This is a genomic window from Photobacterium ganghwense, from assembly GCF_017329545.1.
In the GTDB taxonomy this organism is placed as follows: domain Bacteria; phylum Pseudomonadota; class Gammaproteobacteria; order Enterobacterales; family Vibrionaceae; genus Photobacterium; species Photobacterium ganghwense.
Map to the genome: position 1 here is coordinate 1702286 of NZ_CP071325.1, position 18908 is coordinate 1721193.

Annotated in this window: 11 protein-coding genes; 2 read left to right on the forward strand and 9 right to left on the reverse strand. The window is 47.5% G+C overall.

All coding sequences use genetic code 11. The features are described from left to right. Positions 1-108: 108 nt before the first annotated feature. A complete protein-coding gene (gene matP, locus FH974_RS07930) occupies positions 109-561 on the reverse strand; it encodes a macrodomain Ter protein MatP (RefSeq protein ID WP_047886717.1) in 453 nt (150 codons plus the stop codon). A 218-nt stretch (positions 562-779) separates the two neighbouring features. Here matP and FH974_RS07935 point away from each other — a divergent pair, with 218 nt between their 5' ends. Then, positions 780-2468 (forward strand): AAA family ATPase, encoded by a 1689-nt coding sequence (locus FH974_RS07935; protein WP_047886716.1) that lies wholly within the window; start codon positions 780-782, stop codon positions 2466-2468. A 68-nt stretch (positions 2469-2536) separates the two neighbouring features. Next, a complete protein-coding gene (gene fabA, locus FH974_RS07940) occupies positions 2537-3052 on the forward strand; it encodes a bifunctional 3-hydroxydecanoyl-ACP dehydratase/trans-2-decenoyl-ACP isomerase (protein ID WP_047886715.1) in 516 nt (171 codons plus the stop codon). Between the two features lie 418 nt (positions 3053-3470). Here the strand turns inward: fabA and rmf are convergent, their stop codons facing one another. The 8 genes from rmf to FH974_RS07980 all read right to left on the reverse strand — a co-directional run bounded on the left by rmf (position 3471) and on the right by FH974_RS07980 (position 18842). Beyond that, positions 3471-3644 (reverse strand): ribosome modulation factor, encoded by a 174-nt coding sequence (gene rmf, locus FH974_RS07945; protein WP_084712662.1) that lies wholly within the window; start codon positions 3642-3644, stop codon positions 3471-3473. 169 nt (positions 3645-3813) lie between these two features. Beyond that, a complete protein-coding gene (locus tag FH974_RS07950; protein ID WP_047886714.1) occupies positions 3814-5925 on the reverse strand; it encodes a DUF3466 family protein in 2112 nt (703 codons plus the stop codon). Further along, positions 5925-7847: an ATP-binding cassette ATPase Uup gene (uup, locus tag FH974_RS07955; protein WP_047886713.1), complete on the reverse strand. Its 1923-nt coding sequence runs from the start codon at positions 7845-7847 to the stop codon at positions 5925-5927. Before uup ends, FH974_RS07950 begins: the two co-directional genes overlap by 1 nt. Continuing rightward, entirely contained in the window at positions 7825-8091 is a 267-nt protein-coding gene (locus tag FH974_RS07960) for a glutaredoxin family protein (RefSeq protein ID WP_047886712.1), read from the reverse strand. Before FH974_RS07960 ends, uup begins: the two co-directional genes overlap by 23 nt. Continuing rightward, on the reverse strand, positions 8092-10230 hold the full coding sequence (rlmKL, locus tag FH974_RS07965; protein WP_047886711.1) for a bifunctional 23S rRNA (guanine(2069)-N(7))-methyltransferase RlmK/23S rRNA (guanine(2445)-N(2))-methyltransferase RlmL: 2139 nt from the start codon (positions 10228-10230) through the stop codon (positions 8092-8094). A 1704-nt stretch (positions 10231-11934) separates the two neighbouring features. Then, a complete protein-coding gene (locus FH974_RS07970; RefSeq protein ID WP_047886710.1) occupies positions 11935-12480 on the reverse strand; it encodes a cell division protein ZapC in 546 nt (181 codons plus the stop codon). A gap of 239 nt (positions 12481-12719) precedes the next feature. Then, positions 12720-13733: a quinone-dependent dihydroorotate dehydrogenase gene (gene pyrD / locus FH974_RS07975; RefSeq protein ID WP_207103663.1), complete on the reverse strand. Its 1014-nt coding sequence runs from the start codon at positions 13731-13733 to the stop codon at positions 12720-12722. A 279-nt stretch (positions 13734-14012) separates the two neighbouring features. Next, positions 14013-18842: an NAD-glutamate dehydrogenase gene (locus FH974_RS07980; RefSeq protein ID WP_047886708.1), complete on the reverse strand. Its 4830-nt coding sequence runs from the start codon at positions 18840-18842 to the stop codon at positions 14013-14015. Positions 18843-18908: the final 66 nt, after the last annotated feature.

Sequence of the window (18908 nt, forward strand, 5' to 3'; positions counted from 1 at the left end):
CACTCCCTATAAAAACACGGACGCGTTCAGTACATCGTATTCTGGGTTAACCAACAATTCTTCAGGTAAGAACACCATCTAATGGTATGAACGCAAAGTAATCTCAAATCAGTCGAGATTCAGCAACTCGTGCAGATCCTGTTTCAGGTCATGCACCTGACGACTTGCCATCTCAGTTTTACTGGACTCACTTAACAAGTATTCGATAGCATCTGACAAAGTACAGTCTAACTCACGGGATTTTTCCGCCAGTTTTTCCCATACCCGGTAGTCCAGGTCGATAGATTTCTTCCGCGTATGAACCTGCTCAGCATTAAAATGTCGCTTACGCTTGGCACGGATCGCTTGCTTCAACTTGTTGTCTAGCTCCGGTGACATATGCTTATCAATCCACTTCAGCACTCGAGTCGGTTCATGCTCGATAGCAAAAAGTTCATTGATGGCAGCCTCTGCTTCACTGGTATCGATATAGCTGGTAATGGCTTCGCCTTCCTTCCACTTCTTAACCAGATACTTCCATTTCCAACCGGCTTCCAGATTTTCAAGCTGCTGATATTTCATAGTCGTCAGAATATCTCAATATGTCTACACTTAAGAGTGACAGTGTAACCTCAGTGTATTAAAAGCACAATTCTTTTCGGTTTTAAGCATTTGTTTTTAAGCCAGTCTCGCCTGACCTGCAAAACAGCTAAATAACATCACGTCACCGCTATTATGCGGCTATTGATTCCATTATACTGCTGTCTTTTTCACACTAACGATAGAAAAGCACAAAGCCTATGCATGAAGAAACCTGGCGTACGATGAGCCCAGATTATTCCCCGTACCACGCTATTTTAGCGCAGTATGACGATCTCTCCCCCGCTGTAACAGGAACGCTGCAAGATCGCCTGAAGGATGCTGTACGCCGGTTTACTGCTATTGAGCTACAACCTCGAGTGCTTTGCATTACTGCACCCGATAACAAAGTATATCGCGATTATGTCATTGAGCTGATTAATTTAACGGCACCTCAACGCGACGAACCACCAGTGATTGTAGCGGGTGAAAATGTTACTGAGCTAAACTTGTTTGGCGCGGTCTACCCGCCTGAAGATGGCAATACGATGGCCAAACATCAGGTTAAGCATGGTTTAGTACATCAAGCTCATAATGGCTATCTGGTACTATCGATTGGGGCGATTTTATCAAACCCCGGCTTGTGGCCACGACTGAAAAGCATACTAATGAATGGCCAACTGGAATGGCAGCCATCAACGAATAAGAGGCTCTACCCACTGCCACCAGCAGAATCACTCAATATTAAGCTGGTTCTTATTGGCGATCGTTACCTCATGGCTGAGCTTGAAAATGCGGAACCGGATATCTCTTCCGGATTTAGCATGTACGGTGAATTTGAGCAGGACCTGCTGCTTAGCGAAGATAATCTGCCACAATATATGGCTTACCTGAAAGCCATCATCACCAATGCATCTCTACCGGACTTGGCTGACCAGCAAGCTCTGGAAGCCGTAATGAAAACTGGCGCCCGCTATGCCGAAGATCAGGAGCGTCTTCCTCTATGTCCTATCTGGCATCTCAGTTTGCTGAGTGAAGCCAGCATTGAGTCTCAGGGTGCGCCGATTACGGCAGAGCATATAAAAGCCTCACTGAAGGCCCGTGAGTATCGTGAATCCTACCTGCCGGAACGCGCTATCGAAGATATTCATCACGGTCAGGTATTGATTGACTGCCAAGGCCAAGAAATCGGCCAGGTCAATGGCTTGACTGTGGTTGAAGTGCCGGGTCATCCCCGTGCGTATGGCGAGCCGGCACGAATTTCCTGTGTTGTCCATTTCGGTGACGGGGATATTTCCGATGTTGAGCGTAAAGCAGAGCTTGGCGGTAACATCCATGCCAAAGGTATGATGATTATGCAGGCTTTTGTCAGCACAGCACTGGATTTGGACCAGCCGCTGCCATACTCCGCGTCCATTGTTTTCGAGCAGTCATACTCTGAAGTGGACGGAGACAGCGCATCGCTGGCTGAATTGTGCTCTTTAGTCTCAGCTTTGGCTATGCAACCTATTAATCAGCAAATTGCCGTGACGGGTGCGGTCGATCAGTTCGGCCGGGTGCAGGCTGTAGGTGGTTTAAACGAAAAGATCGAAGGTTTCTTTAAAGTGTGTGCCTATCGTGGCCTGACCGGTACCCAAGGTGTCATTTTACCGAAAACTAATTTGACTAACCTATGCTTAAATGACGATGTACTTGAAGCCGTAAAAGCGGGTCAGTTCCATCTGTGGGCTGTCGAAAGTGTTGATGATGCTCTGCCATTATTAACCGGTAAAGTGTTCCGCAGTGACGATATGGAAGCCGACACCCTTCTGGCCCGAATTGCGGTCCGGATTGATCACTTCCATAACGGCGATCACGATAATGAAGTCAATTGGTTATCGCGTATCAAAAACTGGTTTGTCCAGAACTGATCCGAGTTGTATGGCGTACATGTGTAAGCTAAATTGCCAGCATACTTTTTAAGGAGCTTAAAAGTCTGATGAAACGCCAACAATCTTATAACTACGACGAACTTGTTGCCTGTGGTAAAGGTGAGCTTTACGGTCCTGAATTCCCTTCACTGCCATCTGACAATATGTTGATGATTGACCGTATTCTTACTATCACTGACGAAGGTGGTGAGCACGGTAAAGGCTTCATCCAAGCAGAGCTAGATATTCGTCCTGACCTGTGGTTCTTTGATTGCCACTTTAAAGGTGACCCGGTAATGCCAGGCTGTCTGGGTCTGGATGCTATGTGGCAGCTGGTTGGCTTTTTCCTGGGCTGGGCTGGCGGCGAAGGCAAAGGCCGTGCGCTGGGTGTGGGTGAAGTGAAATTTACTGGCCAGATCCTGCCGGAAGCGAAAAAAGTCACCTACGAAATTCAGCTAAAGCGTGTTATCAATCGTAAGCTGATTATGGGTGTGGCTGATGGTCGCGTGCTGGTTGACGGCAAAGAAATCTACGTAGCGAAAGATCTGAAAGTCGGTCTGTTCAAAGACACGTCATCATTCTAATCAAGATTACGCTTACGAATAATAAAGAAAGGTCGCCCAGGGCGGCCTTTTTTGATCTCTGCTCTCGAAAAAAGTGACATCGTCACATGTAATACTACCGACTCTGCTAGCCAATGGGTTAACAAAGCAGGAAAAATGGCAATCACGCCCAACCTATCAATAACATACAGACCATAAAATACAGTCGGCAAAAACAGTCCATATGTGACAGCGTCACCCAAGTGCACACCTCTTCTTCAAATACTACTGAATGATTGGATGATGAATGATTGGCTGAAAGTCTGAATGTATTTGGAAAATACCCAACCTAGCGCCTCAGAACCAAGAAGCACCAACGAAACGACAGATAAGAAGTAGCAGATATGATAGAGCCCCTATTCCTGGTAGGGGCTCGATAAGGGTGATAAGACGGAGGGATTTATTTATAGAGGCCAGATTGCAGATCTTGTCTTGCTTCTCGCCAGCCACCTAGCCAATTCGTACGGGCGTCCGTAGCATGATACGGACAATCTTCGCTGGAGCGACCATTAATACCAGCTTTATAACCTTGCGATTGAGCGCGTTCCAGGCGATCCCGCTTTTGTCTCTTCATAGTTCGATCCTCATCCTTATCGGTTCAGTCACTACTATTGCATAATGATGGAGCTTTTGTGACTCCACTATTAAGAATTGGCCAAACAGACTTTCAAATCAACCCTTGAAATGAAACAGGCTCACGATTTGTGAGCCTGTAGAAGTTTTGCGCAATATTTACACAAAAATCACTTGCGACGACGGAACCCTAACCAGCCTAGCACTGTCAAAGCCAATACACCCAAGCTACCACCGCCAGAACGTTCGATTGACGCTTCCTGCGTAGGACGTGACTCAACCGACGGAGATTGTGCTGCGTCAATTGGTACCAGTTTAACCGCAACAATACGCTCGACATTTGACGCGCCGCCCTGACAGAACGACTCTTTCGTCAAATCATCGTAACCGCCTTCACATTTGTAAGCCGTCGCTGAAATGACACCCGCATCATTGATACCTGTAGCTTCAAAGATACGGTATTGATTCGCGACATCGCCTTTCACAACGCCATCGTTGGTCAAGTCATCCAGCAGATACACATCGCCCTTCTTCAGAGCAGCTGAACCAGGAATGTCAGACATTACATATGTAAACGCACGCTGGCGACGGAATCGGCCATCAACCTGGTTGACAGACTCAGCATCCAGACGACCAACAATCTGATCATTGTTGTTAATTGCCGCTGCGTAACCATTCGCACCTTTGAAGAACAAAGATGAAATGCTGCTATCCAGGAACGTTGGGCTAGCACTTGGGTTGTTATTGTCATACACAAACATACGTTCAGAGTATGAACGGTTATCAACAAGGTAATTCTTCGCGACACCGATTACCTTGTTGTTTTCATTCACGTCGGTCGCGATGCTGTAAGTCAGCTTACGCTCGCCGCCCCCGTCTTCGATATCCAGCCCAGGGATAATCTTACGGGTGAATGACTCGCTGCTGGCGGTTGTTGAACCATCTGGCAGTTCCCATACAGAAGCACGAATCGCGTAGTAATCTTTATCCGCTTCATCGATGGACGTCTTATCAATAGAGTCAGTCGTGAAACCAACCACCACTGGCTTGCCGGAAACCAGAGCAACAGCACGCGCACCTGCTTGATAGCTGCGATCGTTATTATCAGGGTCAAGCGTGCGATACTCCAATTCAGGATTCCCTTTAGCTACCCGTTTTGACAATAGATTTGCTTCAGTGTTGTTGGCAGAAGAGCCATCAACAGTCCAGAAGACCGCGTCATTAGCAAAGACGGACAACTGGCACTCTTTAGTATTGTAGAATTGTTCTAGTTTACCTGGGATCAATTCATCACAGCCACGGAATGCGCTATCACTGAAGGTCGGGTCACCACGATCACTGCGGTTATTTGGCACCTTCAGATCAGAATCATCAAAGTCACTGGGTGCAAAAGAGGCACTGCCCACCACCAGCAGTTTTCCGTCAAACTCTACCGCATCAAACGCCAGAGACTGACCTGCAGTTTTGGTCAGCTCGTTGGCTGAGCTAACCGCTCCCAAGCTCAATGGCGAACCGTTAACGTTCACAAAGCCACGTTTGGCAAATTGACGAGCATAGCGGCCGTCTTTACCAAAATACGCACTGCTGGCAATACCCAATTCGTAAGGCTGACCACTCAGATTACCTACGTGAGTCACCACAGAATTCGAAGTCTCTCGGTCAGCAACCAGATCACCCAGCGCTGCGGATGCGGAATAATTAGCGGAATCAGACGCAAAAGTCTCAACCACGCTAAACTGGTTACCATTGGTCAGTAACGCCTGTGAGTTTGCATAGAAGTTTTTAGTCCAGGCTTCTTGCTCACGAACTAAACCACCCAGCCCGGAACGGTCACCAATGTCATTGGTGTTATACCCCTTTCCGTAAAATTCGCTGCGCGCCCATGTATCACAGGTATTCGGCCCTAGATTGCGATCACAGTAACGGTACAGGCGATCTTCATCGTTGATCTCCTGATAGTTATCGCTGATGAACGGAACCACATCACGCATGCGAAGACCTTCAGCCCCGAAACGGCTTTCGCCGAAGACCTGATAGTTATCACTGCTACACCCGCCGCTGACAAAACAGTTTTCACCGTCAGCAGAAGGACTAATACCCTGACCATGATATTCAATCTGGCTGCGCGCTTTATTTTGATCTACATTCTCAGGGAAGTAATCGCGACTTGCGACAGTCGGGTCTGCGTCAATTTCTACAACCTTATAAACGGCCGCATTTGCACTTGTGGCACCGGCGATCAGTATCGCCAGTGTAGATAGCTTCAAGGTGTTATGTTGCATTAAGATTCCTTTTGCATCGCTTCAAGTTCTTCCCAACGTTCAAATGCCTGCTCAAATTCCGCTTCGGCATCAGCTAAACGGGCCAGGACCGCTTGGGTATCATTTTTGACGTCCTGGAAGAAGGCAGGATCATTGATTTTTTCCTGCAAATCAGCAATTTCATTTTCCAGTTGTTCAATTCGTTGCGGCAGGTCTTCCAACTCTTTCTGCAATTTATAAGAGAGCTTCTTAACATTGCGGGGGCGATCAGCCTGACGCTGTTTGTTGTCTTCTTTCTTCTTCGCAGTTTCAATTTGAGCCGCTTGTTCTTTGGCTCTCTGGCTGTGCGAATTGGCACGCTGTTCCTGAGCGTCATGGTAACCACCGACATATTCTTCAATGACACCATTACCTTCAAAAATCCAGCTGGTTGCGACTGTGTTATCCACAAACTGACGATCGTGGCTCACCAACAACAAAGTACCTTGGTAATTGGCAAGTATATCTTCCAAAAGTTCCAAAGTTTCAATATCTAAATCGTTGGTAGGTTCATCTAGCACCAACAGGTTGTTAGGCTTCAGGAACAACTTGGCCAGTAACAGTCGGTTTTTCTCGCCGCCGGACAAGGCTTTTACCGGTGTACGTGCACGTCGCGGATGGAATAGAAAATCCTGCAGGTAGCCCAGTGCGTGGCGCGTACGGCCATTAACGGTCACTTCCTGTTTACCATCTGCCAGGTTATCCATTACCGTTTTTTCCGGGTCCAGCACTTCGCGGTACTGATCGAAATACGCGACTTCCAGCTTGGTACCACAGTGGAAATGCCCCTGGGCTTGCAGATCGCCCAACATAATTTTCAGCAGGGTACTCTTACCGCAACCGTTCGGACCAATCAGAGCAATCCGGTCACCACGCATTACATTAAAGCTGAAATCATTAATGATTGGCTTGTCGCCGTAGCTGTAGCTGATGTGTTCAGCTTCAAACACGATCTTACCGGAGCGATTGGCTTCCTGAAGCTGCATGTCAGCCTTACCCTGCACATCTCGACGCTCGCTGCGTTCACGACGCAGTTGTTTCAGCGCACGTACACGGCCTTCATTGCGGGTACGACGGGCTTTAATACCCTGACGAATCCACGCTTCTTCCTGAGCCAGCTTCTTATCAAACTCTGCGTTTTGCTCTTCTTCAACCCGCAGCATCTCTTCTTTGGTTTCCAGGTACTTGTCGTAATCACCCGGGAAAGAAGATAAGTTCCCGCGGTCCAAGTCGACAATACGGGTCGCCATGGAACGAATGAATGCACGGTCGTGCGAGATAAAGACAATAGAGCCTTTAAACTCTTTCAGGAAGCCTTCCAGCCACTCGATAGTCGAGACATCCAGGTGGTTCGTCGGCTCGTCAAGCAGCAGAATGTCTGGATCGCACACCAGAGCTCGCGCGAGCGCCGCTTTACGTTGCCAGCCCCCGGACAAATCTTTCAGCAATGTCCCTGGCTGTAACTGCAGGTGCTCCAGCACAGAAGTAATTTTGTTATCAAACTGCCACGCGTCGGCATGGTCAATTTTTTCCTGAGCACGAGCCAGCTTGGCAAAGTTTGACTCTGTTGGTTCATGAGAAATCAGATCGAGCAAGTGGTGATATTGCTTCAGAACTTGACCAATTTCAGCCAGCCCTTCAGACACAAAGTCAAACACCGTCCCTTCGGCGTCACGAGGCGGATCCTGCTCAAGGCGAGACACTCGCAGTTCAGACTGCTGTTGGATGCTACCATCATCAAGTTGAACGTCGCCGGCAATCACTTTCATCAAAGTGGATTTACCCGTGCCATTACGGCCTACCAGACAGACACGTTCGTTAGGTTGAAGAATAAACTCTGCTTTATCGAGTAAAGCATGGTCGCCATACGCCAGTTGGGCGTTACTGATGTGAATTAAAGCCATTATTGTTTAACCATGCAGCCAGCTTCTCGGCATCAAACGGCCAGCCGAGTTCCGGACTTTGTTGTTCAGAATCAGGATATTGAATTGCAAGCACAGGAATAGTGACACCGTAACGAGCAAAGAGCGTATCATCAAAGGCGATATCAACCACCTCAACGCGATTTGATACGCCGGCATGAACGAGCAGGCCATAGGCCTGCTCGCATAAGTGACACCCTTCTGTGCTATAGAGCGTAATTAGCACTTAACCTTCCTTGTGGGTAATGATCCAGCAGTTATGAATATGCTTGTTACGACCGAAATCCAAAGGCAACGTTTTATCAGAAATGTTCTGCGCTTGTAACCCAAGTGCTTCAAGTTTCTCGAAATCCATTTTGAAATGGCGCTTATTGTTCGAGAAAACAATCTGACCATTCGGACGCAGCATACGTTTCAGGTTTTCCATCAACATGATGTGGTCACGTTGAACATCAAAACTTTGATTCATACGCTTTGAATTCGAGAACGTCGGCGGATCGATAAAGATCAAATCGAAACTACCGTCCGCTTCCTGCAGCCACTGCAGGCAATCTGCCTGGATGAACTGATGCTGACGACCTACTTTACCGTTCAGTTCCATATTCTCCTGCGCCCAGCGCAGGTAGGTGTTAGACATATCAACGGTTGTCGTCGATTTTGCCCCACCGCATGCGGCATGACAGGTCGCCGAACCTGTGTAAGCGAACAAGTTCAGGAAGTCTTTCCCTTCGGCCATTTCACCCAGTTTGCGACGGGTAATACGGTGATCAAGGAACAGGCCGGTATCCAGATAGTCAAACAGGTTAACTTTCAGTTTCACGCCGTATTCATCAACGACCATGTGACGCTCAGCACTCGACAGTTTCTGGTACTGGCTCTTGCCTTTCTGGCGTTCACGGACTTTGAGTACCACTTTGCTGGTATCAACACCGGTTACCTGAATTGCAGCACGCATAACATCCATCAGGCGGCGACGTGCCGTTTCTTCAGGGATAGATTTTGGCGCAGCGTATTCCTGAATAACCAGATAATCCTGGTATTTATCAATCGCAGCGTTGTAATCAGGCAGATCCGCGTCATACAGACGGTAGCAATCCAGCCCTTCTTTGTTTGCCCACTTAGACAACTTACCGATGTTCTTTTTCAGACGGTTGGCAAAATCCGGCGCAACCTGAGTTTCTTCAAGTGTCCCTTCTTGCTCGCCTTCTACGTGTTTCACGCCACCTGCCGAGATCAGGTACGTTTTCAGCACACAGTCCAGCGCACCATTTCGCAGCTTGAATTGCTTATCAGCACGCATACGCAGGCAGCTAAGCAACTCGTTTGATGACGAGTATATCGCAGCCGTTGAACCCGCAAATGCCAGTTTCAGGCGATTACCAAACAAGGTGTAAAGAGAAATCAGCTCAGGTGTTGTACCCAGACGCTCACCGTATGGCGGGTTACACAGGATGACACCTTCTGCAAATCCTTCAGGACAAGTCAGCTGAGTCGCATCTTCCTGCTTAAATTGGATCAGTTCAGAAACACCAGCACGACCGGCATTATCACGCGCAATGCTCAGCACACGCTGATCTTTTTCACGACCAAAGAACAGTGGTTCAACGTTCGCAGGACCACGGCGAGCTTTTACTTTCGCTTCAGCATGAATTTCCATCCAGGCTTCTTTATCGAAATCGCTGATGAACTCAAAGCCCCACTGTTTACGCTTAAGACCTGGGGCAATGTCTGCCGCGATCATCGCCGCTTCAATCAGCAAAGTACCGGAACCACACATAGGATCCAGCAAAGGCTTGCCAGGAACCCAGCCAGATTTCAGAACCAGTGCTGCGGCATGGGTTTCGCGAAGAGGCGCTTTACCAGCATCAGTACGATAGCCACGCTGGTGCAGACCGCTACCGGCCATATCCAGACCCAAAATGCCGTTTTCGCCTGACAGACGCATATGAATACGGAGCTCAGGACGGACGCGGTCAATACTCGGACGAGGAAGATCAGCCTTTGTGAATTTATCCACAATGGCATCTTTTACTTTCATTGCGCCATACTGGCTGTTACGAATTTCGCGGTTAGTACCGTTGAAATCGACAATGATTCGAGTATTGAAGTGGAAGTAAGACGGCCAGTTGATAGCTGTCGCACCAAGGTACAGATCCATATCATCACGAACAGTGAATTCACCCAGTACCTGAATGATTCGTGAAGCCAGTCGTGTCCATAGACAGCAGCGGTATGCCGTACCCTGTTCCGCCTTAAAACGCACGCCGGCGTGAACAACTTTAATTTGTTGAGCACCAAGTTGCTCGAGTTCTTGGGCCAGAAGATTCTCAAGGCCACGGGAAGTGATTGCTAGATATTGATTCATGAGGTTCATTTCGCACTTATGTTGCGGTGAATTATAACTGAAAACCCTCTAAATACCTTGCACCAAAGGGATCTCCCGACCCATTTAGTTAAAAAAACAGCAATTATTTCACTCAAATTACGCTGCCCTGATTCAGCGTACAGATTCAAAGGTAATGTCAAGGGCAATTCAAGCTAAAAGATTCACCCTGAGTTCATGTCAAAGAAGAAGCAAAACAGGCCACATGAGCACTCAATAGTATACAACCCCACCCATCTGAATTGTTCACTCCGGGAAACAACAAACAATCATCACGAACGTTTCCATTTAGAAACGGTCAGGGAAACCTTAGCAAAACAACGCCCACCATCCCCTCCACAATCGTCCACCCTTAGAAACAAACAAATATAACCATTAATTATCAATGAATTGAAATCATAAAACAACAAGATGACTACGCACTTCCTGTCTGAGGTGATTCATGCTTTCCCCGATTAATAAGTTTGTACTGACTATCACCAAAGGCGAATCAAAACAAAACACTCGTTAGTTTCCCGATTGGAAATAGTTCAGGTTTGTAACGGATATCTCTCATACATCACTTGTAATTTAATTACACTAATAAGGAAATTGAGGAAATAAAACAAATCACCATGTAGATTCAGGTGCAAAATATTGGTGTTTTTTTGCCCTCAGAAGACAAAAAGAGGCAGAAAAAACATTAAAAAAAGATAACTTTTTTAGACCCAGCTCACTAATTTTGAACATATTTTGAACAAGCAAATGGGCATTCCCTTACCTTCACGTCTGCTCAGGCAGACAGTTTTTGACGCGCAACGTCAAAAATACGCCACATGCTGACTCTGTTACTTGGTGATGCCCCGGTAATGAAATACTTCAGACCAGAGCATTGCCTTTATTTTTCCCTTAGATTCATCCTGCTTTTGTGGTGTAGAAAAGATCGCTCAAGAGCATACAATTTATCTGTCTACTAAGGCTGAGTAGGCCAACTATGTGTTGTAAACACACCCACTTCAGATATATGTGAACAAAGCGACGAAAAAGTATTTGGTAGACTTGCTGACACTCATTGGGGCTAATGTGCTTAGGGATCCACTTGAACGACGCATTAACATACCGACAGAACTCGTCCATACATGAGTATAAAAACCTAACGGCTCTATTTTCGACTTCCCTACCCTTTCTCATTAATATACAAACAGTTATGACCGCCACATGGTAAGTAACCACTCGTCTCTTTTTTGTTCAGTACATGGGGGATTTCGTTAGAAATTGCACCTGATGGTTTGGTCCGTGCATTGAGAGTCGTTCAGAGGCCATGAGTGAAAGTCGTTTTAGTGAGAGATGTCGACCATGGGTAACGAGTCAATTGAGATAGACAGGCACTCTCTCTCCAGTTGGTACACAAGCGATAGCGATTGGCTTCTGGTAGAGATTGAACTCAGGTAGCAATTGGCCACAAAATGAAGGGAGACTAGAGTACGCAGCTGTGGTTTGGTTGCCTGTGGCTGCTTAAAGTTAATGGAGGTTAATGTTTCCAGGGTTAGTTTTTCGGGGCAATGGACAAGCTTACAACTCGCTATTTTCAGCGAGGAAGGAGATATAACACTGTTTCATGTGCAGTTATCAGGCAGAAATAAAGGTAACAATTGAGCTGGTACGCGCTGGCTGTGAATGCCACGGAGAAACATTTCAGAAGGTAAATCAGCCTACCAGTGCGAAACTGACAGGCATTTCTACGTGCGCCTCGAATGCTTCCATACGGTCATTCATCACTTTGATCGTATCGCAGAACTGCATTTGCTTCGCATTGTTAAGGTTAACGGCCTCCACTTCAGCCGACATACACAGGCTGGCGTTTCCGTTATTTTCAATCACCAGGAAGTTAGCCTGGCCATCTTCCGTATACAACGTGACAACGTCACCTTCAGACGGGCAATGTGCGTTTTTAAGGTCTTTAAAAAACCAGCTTTTCGGCATCATTGGTTTATGAAAGCGGTTTGCAGCCACTGCATTCAGAGCAATTTCAACTTTGCGCGGTGCTGGCAGATCGAGCGAAGAAACGCCCTCAAGGTAGGTTTGGTAGGTACTGGCGTCGTCAACAGTAAATACAGAACGGGTAAATGCACAAGGCACCAGATTTTTGGTTGGAATAGAGACGCGAAAAATCATCTCCTCCCCTAGATCCAGCATCAGAGCGTCATGTTTTTGGTCGTAGTACCACATCCATGAATTGTTAGGTTTCAACATGTTCTCGCTCCAAAATCCGTTCGTTATACTGCTTTATCCAACGTTCGAAACAAAACTTTAGAACAATTTTACTGTGGTCAGGCCAAATAAAAAGAGGAAATAAACAGGGCTAAGTAGATGAAAAAAGGTGTAAGTTTGACAATTGCCCCTGACTTGAGTGTCTGTCATATACCTTAAACAAAAAAAAGTGCCTGCCGATGAACATCAACAGGCACGATATACATTTTTTCTCGAACCGCTTACTTCAGGTTAGAGACAATGTCCTTAACCAGTTTTGGTCCGTGGTAAATAAAGCCGGAGTAAACCTGCACCAGACTTGCGCCAGCCATCATTTTTTCTCGAGCGGCAATAGCAGAATCGATACCACCCACCCCAATGATAGGTAATGCGCCATCCAGTTCTTGTGCCAACAAACGAATCACTTCGGTGCTGCGGTTTTGAAGCGGACGACCACTCAGGCCACCCGCTTCATCGCAATGAGGCATCCCTTCAATCAGCGAACGATCCAGAGTCGTGTTCGTCGCGATGACACCATCAATTTCATTTTTGATCAGTGACTGGGCAATCTGGGCAATTTCGTGATCTTCAAGATCCGGTGCGATCTTCAATGTCAGCGGTACATACTTGCCATATTTCTCACACAGCTCTTTCTGCTTCTCTTTTAGCTGTGCCAGCAGCTCATCAAGCATTTCACCGTATTGCAAGCTTCGCAGGCCCGGTGTGTTAGGAGATGAAATATTGACTGTGATATAGCCAGCATGTTCATATACCTTCTCCATACAGATCAGGTAGTCCTCTGCCCCTTTCTCAATCGGTGTATCTTTGTTTTTACCGATATTGATCCCGATGACACCGTCATACTTTGCCTTCTTGACGTTTTCAATCAGGTTATCAACGCCCAGGTTATTAAAACCGAAGCGGTTAATAATGCCTTCGGCAGGAATGACACGAAACAAACGAGGCTTATCATTACCAGGCTGAGGGCGTGGTGTGACTGTACCGACTTCGACGAATCCAAAACCCATCGCGCCAAATGCATCAATACATTCGCCGTTTTTATCAAGGCCAGCAGCCAGACCAACAGGGTTTTTGAATTTGATACCCATCACTTCGACAGGATGATCAGGGACGTGTTGACGATAGAAGAGATCGAGAGGTGTACCGGTGAAGCGAGAAAAGTTCTGAATAGCAAGATCATGCGCCTTTTCAGCGTCTAGCTTAAAAATAGCGGATCGTGCGAGGCGGTAAATCATTGTACCTCCTAGTAAAAGCCCCGTATAAACGGGAGAACATTATTCCTACTTTGTGCCACCAATTCAACGATTATTTTATAGTTTAACGATAAAAATACTCGCTACCCTATAAATTGACTGGCTAATGCAAATAATTAACAGTTTGTTTTTTAACAGAAATAGCAAACGATTAACTTACATGTTAACCAGAGATAAAAAAAGGCCACCTCACAGCTGTGGGTGGCCTGAAAATCAAACAATTTGAGCAGTTGCTATGGTTTATTCACCAATTTTGCAGAATTACATTGCCGGACGGCAGTGCAGATTCAGCAGCATCAGTTCACGCAGTGCAACAGAGAACTTGGCAAATTCATGAGTTGTACCTACCTTGAACTCAGTCAGCACGGTATTCCAGCGACGAATCGCCTTCTTGTGTTCCTTCATCCAGCTCTCAATCAGGCCTTCTGCGTCACCCCCTACTAAACCACTGCTGATAACAGCAGAAGTCAGCTGACGCTGTTGCCAATCCAGATCTTCGCGGAATGAAGCACGCGCCAGTGCCTGCCAGTGGTTTTCTACAGGCTGATTATGAACCTGTTTCAGGAACCAGTGCAGTGACAATTCAGCTCCCAGGACAAAGTACACTCGAGAGATAAGGTCGATATCTTTATCCATCTCACTGGTAATTTGTGCAATATCCATTGCTGAGTACAGGCTGCTCAGGCGCGCAATATTATGCGCCAGTTCTGCCGGTACACCCTGTTTGATCATCGATTCAGCCTGATCGTTGTGCTCTTTCACTTCTTCAGTGACAAGGTAACGTTCCAGATTTTCACGTAGTTTGCTTACTACCGGCTGGTAGAATGCAATTTGCTCTTCGATGCTTAGCTTACGGTCGCGGTTACGCAGAATCCAGCGTGTCGCACGACGCAACATACGACGGCAACGGTACATAATGTCATACTGCACATCGGCCGGTATTACGTTATCCAGCTCACGAACCTGCTCGAAGTACTGAGCAAAGTCGAAAATGGCACGGCCAACTGAGTAGGCAGATGAAATTTCGGCCACTGTTGCACCGGTTTCTTCCTGCAGACGAGTAACAAAGTTACAACCCATCTCATTCGACATCTGGTTAGCCAGAGACGTCGCAATCAGCTCTTTACGCAGTGGATGCTGATCCATTTGCGTGCGGAATCTTTCTTGCAGCTCTTTCGGGAAGTAAGCCGGCAGCAAACGCGCGTGGTACGGATCATTTGCAATTTCATCCGTTGCCATTTCTTCTTTCAGAACCATCTTGCCGTAGGCAACCAGTACTGCCAGTTCAGGGCGGGTCAGACCCATACCTGATTTTTCACGCTCAGCCAGTGCATCGTCATCCGGGATATTTTCCAGAGCGCGATCCAGCTTCCCTGCTTTTTCCATGTGATGGATAAAGCGGATTTGCTCTTTCAGCAGTTGGACTTCCTGATGCTGTGTCACGGAGATTGACTCGCTCTGACAGTATGCATCATCAAGAACGATTTCAGACACTTCGTCTTCCATACGTTCCAGCAGTTCATTACGCTGCTTGTAAGTCAGATCTCCGCCGGCAACCAGTGTGTTCAGCAGGATCTTAATGTTCACTTCGTTGTCTGAACAGTCAACACCGCCTACGTTGTCGATAAAGTCGGTATTAACACGACCACCGTTCTTCGCGAACTCGACACGGCCCAGCTGAGTCATACCCAGGTTACCGCCCTCGCCCACAATCTTCGCACGTAGCTCACTACCGTTAATGCGCAGACCATCGTTTGCACGGTCGCCCACATCAGTGTGCGTCTCAGCCTGAGATTTCACGTAAGTACCGATACCACCGTTCCACAGCAGATCCACTTCCATTGTCAGGATCAAACGGATCAGCTCATTTGGCGGCATGGTTTGCTTACGGGTGCCCAGCAGCTTCTGAATTTGTGGCGTCAGCTTGATCGCTTTACTGCGACGAGAGAAGACACCGCCCCCTTCAGAAATCAGCTCTGGGTTATAATCTTCCCAGCTTGAGCGAGGTAGATTGAACAGACGGTTACGCTCTTCCCAGCTGGTTGCAGCATCCGGATTAGGATCCAGGAAGATATGCATGTGGTTAAAGGCAGCGACCAGGCGCGTATGCTTAGACAGCAGCATGCCGTTACCGAATACATCACCAGCCATGTCACCGATACCGGCACATGTAAAGTCTGTATTCTGGCAGTCAATACCGATTTCACGGAAGTGACGCTTGACTGATTCCCAGCCGCCTTTCGCGGTGATACCCATGGCTTTGTGGTCATAACCGTTAGAGCCACCGGATGCAAATGCATCACCCAGCCAGAAGTTGTAGTCTTCCGACACTGAGTTAGCCAGGTCAGAGAACGTCGCAGTCCCTTTATCGGCTGCAACAACCAGATACGGGTCGTCTTCATCATGACGAACAACGTTCGCTGGTGGAATTAGATCGCCGTCAACAATGTTATCAGTCACATCCAGCAGCGCACGAATGAAACGTTTGTAACAACGTTGACCTTCAGCCCAGATCTCTTCACGAGTTGACAGCTGAGGCTGACGTTTACAGATGAAGCCACCTTTTGCACCTACCGGTACGATAACAGTGTTCTTAACCTGCTGCGCTTTTACCAGGCCCAGAATTTCTGTACGGAAGTCTTCCTGACGGTCAGACCAGCGCAGGCCACCACGCGCAACTTTACCGCCACGAAGGTGTACACCTTCCATATCCGGTGCGTACACGAAGATTTCGAAGAACGGAACCGGTGCCGGGATTTCAGGGATCTCAGACGGACGCAGTTTCAGTGACAGCCATGGTTTCGGCTGACCGTTTTCGTCCAGCTGGTAGTAGTTAGTGCGCTGGGTAGCACGGATCATTTCCATGTAACGACGGATAATACGGTCGTCATCCAGGCTTTCTACTTCATCCAGCTTCTCATGCAGTTTTGCAATCAGATCCTGCTCTGCTTTTTCTGTGTGCTTGATTTCAGGATCAAAACGCAGTCGGAACAGCTGAACCAGATCACGAGCCAGATCATTGTGATTTGACAGCGTTTCTTCGATGTAGTGCTGGCTGAATGGGAAGCCAACCTGGCGCATGTAACGGGCAAAACTACGCAGAATCGTGATTTCACGACCTGTCAGACCGGCACACAGTACCAAACGGTTGAAGCCATCACTTTCGATTTCGCCGTGCCAGATAGCAGAAAATGCTTCCTGGAAACGATCGCGGGCTTCAGCCAGATCAATCCCTGTGCAGGCATTGTGGAGCATCGCAAAGTCCAGGATCCAGTACACGGTACCGCTCGCAGTCTTCACTTCATACGGTTCTTCACCAATCACGCGCAGGCCAAGGTTTTCCAGCATAGGCATAACGTCTGACAGGTGGATCGGCTCATCACGGTGGAACAGCTTCAGTTTCACGTAACGTGAATCGGTCGCTTCTTCCTGCGGACGGTAGAACAGCATGCCCAGCTTGTTATCTTCGCTCAGGCTTTCCAGCTGCTCGATATCCGCAACCGCGAAACCTGGCAGCATCTGCTCTTTGTATGAACGCGGGAATGCGCGGGCATAGTTTTTCGCCAGCAGCGTCCCTTGGCTTTCACCAAAGTTTGCGATCAGAGATGAGCTCAGACGGTCTTCCCAAGAAGAAGCCGCTTCAACCAGATTGTGTTCGATGGCTTTAACGTCGACATCGAAGTTATTGTTTTCTACGCGCACGATGTAATGGGTTCTTGCTAGTGGGCTCTCAGAGAAGAAAGTAGTGAATTCAACGTCCTGTTCAGAACCAAAGTATTCTTTCAGTACGCGCTGCGTCTTACGACGAAGCTCAGTGTTGTAACGCTCTTTCGTGACATACACCATGCAAGAGAAGAAACGACCGAATGGGTCGCGGCGAACAAACAGACGTAGCAAATCACGATCCTGCATACGTACAACACCACAGCCCACATCCAGCATTTCTTTTTCGCTGGCCTGGATCAGTTCGTCACGCGGATACGTTTCCATCAGGTTATTCAGCGCTTTCCAGGAGTGAGAACCAGCAGAATAGCCACTCTCTTCCAGAATACGGTTAACCTTATTGCTGATCAGAGGAATGCTCATGATCGACTGATTATAAGCCGTTGACGCGTACAGACCCGTGAAACGGTGCTCACCGATCACATTGCCATCTTTATCAAAACGCTTGATCCCGATGTAATCGGTATAAGCCGGACGGTGGATCTTCGACTTCACGTTGCCTTTTGTCAGGATCAGCAGATCCGGCTTACGCGCTTCAAAGCGGGCAGTCTCAGGCAGCTCAGACAGACGCAGTGTTTTCACCTTGCTTGACTTGCTCAGCAGGCCAAGGCCGTCTTCATTCGTCGGGCGCAGTTCATAATCACCTTCAATCGGCACCAGATCATAGTTGTGGTAACCCATGAAGGTGAAGTTGTGGTGAGTCACCCAGTCAAGGAAAGCAATCGCTTCTTCGCGCTTGTCTTTCTTAACTGGCATATTTGCATTTTTCAATTCTTCAACGATTGACTGCAGTTTTGCCTGCATCAGTTGCCAGTCATTGACGACCAGATCAACATCCTGAAGCACTTGTTCTAGTTCTTGTTTTAATGCTTCCAACTCTTGTTTGTCGTTCAGGCGGTCCACTTCAATGTGGAACAACGTCTGAAGATCGCCGTCTTTACCACACGCTTCAGTAATGACACCTTCCGCGTTGCGTTTGAAGAAATACGGGCCGTTCAGCATCAGGTGACTGGTGATACCCAGACGGTTCAGTGTCATGCGTACTGAATCAACCAGGAATGGGCGGTCCGGAGTAATAATTTCAACAACAGTGTGGGTAGACTGCCAGCCGTAACGGCTCAAAGTTGGGTTGTAGACACGTACTGAGATTTGATCAGGTTTATTTTGTACCAGGTGGTGCCACAGACTTAGTACAGCACCGTAAAGGTCAGATTCATTCCGTTGAAGCAGATCATCTTCTGCCAGTTGTCCTAACAATCGCTGAGCAAACACTTCTACTAATGACTGCTGAGGGGTCTCAATCTTGTCCTGGATTAAGCCATAAACTTTCTCAAGCAATACCGGCACTATAGGGTCAGGTGCGGTCATAGCAATGCTCCATCGTTATATTTTTACAATAAAGTATAGAATTTTTATAAAAACACTCATGAGCAG

What these genes read in the sequence shown, in the direction of transcription:
- matP (WP_047886717.1), bottom strand. Translation starts at nt 561, where the DNA reads ATGAAATATCAGCAGCTTGAAAATCTGGAAGCCGGTTGGAAATGGAAG.
- FH974_RS07935 (WP_047886716.1), top strand. Translation starts at nt 780, where the DNA reads ATGCATGAAGAAACCTGGCGTACGATGAGCCCAGATTATTCCCCGTAC.
- fabA (WP_047886715.1), top strand. Translation starts at nt 2,537, where the DNA reads ATGAAACGCCAACAATCTTATAACTACGACGAACTTGTTGCCTGTGGT.
- rmf (WP_084712662.1), bottom strand. Translation starts at nt 3,644, where the DNA reads ATGAAGAGACAAAAGCGGGATCGCCTGGAACGCGCTCAATCGCAAGGT.
- FH974_RS07950 (WP_047886714.1), bottom strand. Translation starts at nt 5,925, where the DNA reads ATGCAACATAACACCTTGAAGCTATCTACACTGGCGATACTGATCGCC.
- uup (WP_047886713.1), bottom strand. Translation starts at nt 7,847, where the DNA reads ATGGCTTTAATTCACATCAGTAACGCCCAACTGGCGTATGGCGACCAT.
- rlmKL (WP_047886711.1), bottom strand. Translation starts at nt 10,230, where the DNA reads ATGAATCAATATCTAGCAATCACTTCCCGTGGCCTTGAGAATCTTCTG.
- FH974_RS07970 (WP_047886710.1), bottom strand. Translation starts at nt 12,480, where the DNA reads ATGTTGAAACCTAACAATTCATGGATGTGGTACTACGACCAAAAACAT.
- pyrD (WP_207103663.1), bottom strand. Translation starts at nt 13,733, where the DNA reads ATGATTTACCGCCTCGCACGATCCGCTATTTTTAAGCTAGACGCTGAA.
- FH974_RS07980 (WP_047886708.1), bottom strand. Translation starts at nt 18,842, where the DNA reads ATGACCGCACCTGACCCTATAGTGCCGGTATTGCTTGAGAAAGTTTAT.